This window comes from Synechococcus sp. H55.9 (assembly GCF_047462355.1).
Lineage (GTDB): Bacteria > Cyanobacteriota > Cyanobacteriia > Thermostichales > Thermostichaceae > Thermostichus.
This window is the reverse complement of the sequence record NZ_JANSJB010000008.1, coordinates 32,861-37,021: the sequence shown is the minus strand read 5'-3', so window position 1 is coordinate 37,021 and position 4,161 is coordinate 32,861. Positions and strand designations below refer to the sequence as shown.

The window sequence follows — 4,161 nt, the reverse complement described above, 5'->3', positions numbered from 1 at the left end:
CCGCCGGGAGGAGATCCTCGGCCAAAGGCTGTGCGAGCTGTTGCCCATCAACCGCACGGCTGGCTTTTTTGAAAAATACAAGCGGGTGGTGGAAACCCGCATCCCCCTGGAAGAGGAGTTTCCCATCTCCGGCCAGCCGGGCTTGCGGGCCCGTTGGCTCCACCACCAGGTGGTGCCGGTGGGGGACGGGATCCTCATCACCAGCCGCAACATCAGCGAGCAGGTTGAGAGAGAGCAGGCGCTGCGGGAAAGCGAGTCCCGCTACCGCGCCCTCTACGAGGCAATCCCGGATATGGTTTTGGAGATCGCTGCCGACGGTCGCATCCTCGACTGCAAGCCGCCCCGCTACTTCGCCACTCTGCGCCCCCCCGAGGACTACATTGGCCGTCGGCTCCAGGAGATTTTGCCTGCTGCGTTGAGGGAGCAATGCGAGGTTCTGGGAAGGCGGGCTCTGGCCAACCAGAGCGTCGAATACCTGGAGTACGAGATCGAGCTGCCAGGCGGGGTGCGGCAGTATCGCAGGGCCTGTATCGTTGCCCACGGCAGCGAGAAGCTCTACGTCTTGGTGCGGGACATCACAGAGCGCAAGCAGGCCGAGCTGGAGCTCCAAGCTGCCGAGGAAAGGCAAAGAGCTATTTTGGCGGCCATCCCGGATCTCATCTTTCACCTCGATAGCCAGGGCGTTTGCCTGGGAGTGAGCTGTGGGGGGGAGGTGCGGCCCTACGGCTTGCCAGAAACTTACCTGGGGCGCTCACCCCACGAACTCCTGCCCCCAGACCTGGCGGAGCGGCGGCTTGCCTATATTCGCCAAGCCCTGGCCACCCAAACCCTGCAGCGCTACGAGCAAAGCCTGGAAATCGATGGCGAGGTGCGCCACGAGGAGGTGCGCATTGCCCCTCTGAATGCGCAGGAAGTGGTGCTCATCATTCGCGACATCACGGAGCGGGTGCAGGCACAGCAAGCCCTGCAAGAGAGCGAGCAGAAGTTCCGCGCCCTGTTTGAAAATGCTGCCGTGGCCATCCTCATTCGCCATGCCGAAACGGGCGAGATCTTGGAGGCTAATCCGCGCGCCCTTGCCGCCTATGGATTTTCTAGCCTGGAGGAGCTGCGGGCCTTCGACGTTTTGGAGCAGTCCCCCTATCGCCAGGCCCTGCAGGGAAGGGGGTTCTCGCTGCAGCCTCACCTGGAGCAAGCTCGCTCTCAGGGATCTGCCCGCTTTGAGTGGCACTGGCAACGGCGGGATGGCCGGGAGTTTTGGGAAGACGTCTTCGTCCAGCCGCTGGTGCTGCGGGGGATCCCTTGCTGGGTGTTTACCGCCGTCGATATCACCGCCCGCAAGCAGGCCGAAGCAGAGCTGGAGCAATTCTTCTCGGTAGCTTTGGACTTGCTCTGCATTGCCGACGAGCAGGGGTATTTTCGCCGCCTCAACCCTGCTTGGGAGACTGTTCTGGGCCGTTCCCTCGAGGAGCTGCAGCAGCACCCCTTTTGGGAATGGGTGCACCCGGAAGATCTGCTGGCCACGCAGAAGGCGATGCAAAAGCTGCTGCAAGAAGGACGCCTGGATGGCTTAGTCAACCGCTACCGCACCCAAGACGGCAGCTACCGCTTTATCGAGTGGCGCGCCTCTCTGGCGGGATCCCTGGCCTACGCTGCCGGGCGGGACATCACCCTGGCCAAGCAGACGGAAGAGCAGATGAAGGCGGCTATGGAAGCTGCCGAGGCGGCCAACCGCGCCAAGAGCGAATTCTTGGCCACCATGAGCCACGAGATCCGCACGCCCATCAACGCCATCATGGGCATGGCCAGCCTGTTGCTGGATACCCCCCTGGATCCGCAGCAGCGGGATTGGGTGCAGACCATCCGCTACGGCAGCGAGGTGCTGCTCAGCCTCATCAACGACATTTTGGATTTCTCCAAGATCGAGTCTCAGAAATTGGAGCTGGAGGAAACGCCCTTTTCCCTGCCCCAGCTCATGGAGGAGCTCTTGGATCTCATGGCCGCCCAAGCCCAGAGCAAAGATCTGGAGCTGGTGGCCTGGGTGGATCCCAGCTTGCCAGCCAGCCTGGTGGGGGATCCCAACCGCCTGCGCCAGATCCTGGCCAATCTCCTCAGCAACGCCATCAAGTTCACCCCACAGGGAGAAGTGGTGGTAAGCGTCGAGGCCCAGGAGCAGTGGGTGAGCTTCCAGGTGCAAGACACCGGCATCGGCATCCCGCCGGAAAAGCAGGATCGCCTCTTCAAGCCTTTCAGCCAGGTGGACAGCTCCATTAGCCGCCGCTACGGCGGCACGGGCCTGGGTTTGGCCATCAGCCAGCGCCTCTGTCAACTGATGGGCGGAGAGATCTGGGTGCAAAGCCAGCCGGGCCAGGGATCCACCTTTGGTTTCCGTGTCCCGCTGCGTGTTCCGGATCCGGCCCTCTTGGCAGCCCCAGCCCTCGATGCTGCTCTAGCCGGCAAGCGGGTTTTGTTGGTGGAAGACAACGCCAGCCAACGGCAGCTCCTGGCTCGCCTGCTCCAGGCCTGGGGGATGCAGGTAACGGCCTGCAGCTCTGCAGCAGAAGCCCAAGCTCTGGCCAAGGCCCAGACCTTTGAGCTGGCCCTGGTGGATACCAGCCTGCCTGATGGCGATGGACTGGCCCTGGCCAAGGCTCTGCAGCAGGAGCAGCCCCCCCTGAGGCCTTTGCTGCTGGTGGCCCGCAGCGCGGCTTTGGCAAGTTCTGGCTCTTTTCCTGCCCTGAGCAAGCCGGTCAAGGCCTCGCAACTGCGGGCTCTGCTTTGCCAGGAAAAAGTGCCTGCCGTTACTTCCAACTTGGAACCCCAGCTTCCTTTGGCCAGCCGCTGCCCGTTGCACATCTTGGTAGCCGAGGACAACCCCGTCAACCAAAAAGTCATCCGCCTAATGCTGGAGCGGCTGGGCTATCAGCCGGACATCGTGGCCAACGGCCTGGAAGCTCTGCAGGCGCTGCAACTGCGCGCCTACGACCTGGTCTTGATGGATCTGCACATGCCGGAGCTGGACGGCCTGGCCGCCACCCGCCGCATCCGCAGCGAACTTCCCCCAGATCGCCAGCCACGCATCCTTGCCCTCACCGCCGATGCTTTCCTGGAAAGCCGTGCTGCTGCCGAGGCCGCCGGCGTCGACGGCTACCTGACCAAGCCCCTGCAGCCGGCTGTGCTGGAGCGCGCTTTGCAGGAAATCTCTTCTTCTTGCACGGAAGAAAAACCGGAGCCAGCCTTGGATCCCGACACCCTGGCCAGCCTACGCAGCATGCTGGGATCCCCCGAAGACTGGCAGGAGATGGTGCAAACCTACCAGCAAGACAGCCAGGCCCTGCTGGGATCCCTGCGCCAGGCTCTGGAGCGGCAAGATGCCCAAACCGTGGCCCAACTGGCCCACCGCTTCAAGGGCAGCAGCAGCACCCTGGGGGCCAAGTCGCTAGCTCAGATGTGTCAGGAGCTGGAGAACCTCTCTCGCCACCCCTCTCCCGCTTTTGTAAACTGGGATACCCTGAAGCAGGCCTTGCAACGGTTGGAAGCCGAGTACCAGCGAGTTACCCTGGAGTTATCGGCTGCCGCGTCTGGGCCTTCTCCTGTTGCCAGTACCCATGCAGAAGCTTAATGCCAAGCCTATGTCAGATTGGCGGGGAGGGAGCTTCTCTGGAGCCGAGGAAAAGCCGCTGCTGCTGATTGCCGACGATGATCCCAGCCAGCGGCTTTTGGCTCGCTATGCCCTGGAGCGGGAAGGCTACCAAGTTGTAGAAGCGGACAGCGGCTTGGCTTGTCTAGAAGTCGTAAGCCGCCATCAGCCGGACATGGTGCTCCTGGATGCGGTGATGCCGGATCTGGATGGGTTTGAGTGCTGCCGTCGCCTCCACGCCCAAAACCCCGACATGCCGATTTTAATCCTCACAGCTTTGGCAGACGAAGCCTTTGTCAGTGAGGCCTTTGCCGCCGGTGCCAGCGACTACATCCCCAAGCCCATCCACTGGTCGGTTTTGAAGCGGCGGCTGCGCCACTTGCTGCAAGCCAACCAGGCCCAGCGCCGTCTGCAGCAGCTTAACCAGGAACTGGAAGCCAAGGTGCAGGAGCGCACCGCCCAACTGGCCTGCCAGGTGGCAGATCTGGAGCAGCTCAACCGCCTCAAAGACCACTTTCTGGCCA

Annotated in this window: 2 protein-coding genes; both read left to right on the top strand. The window is 62.6% G+C overall.

Features of this window, described 5'->3' with window-relative positions; translation table 11 throughout:
• A partial coding sequence (locus NW857_RS02235) for a PAS domain S-box protein (RefSeq protein ID WP_414367839.1) occupies positions 1 to 3,619 on the top strand: 3,619 nt, incomplete at its 5' end.
• Positions 3,620 to 3,629: 10 nt separating this feature from the next.
• On the top strand, positions 3,630 to 4,161 hold a 532-nt coding region (locus NW857_RS02230; RefSeq protein WP_414367838.1), incomplete at its 3' end, for a response regulator.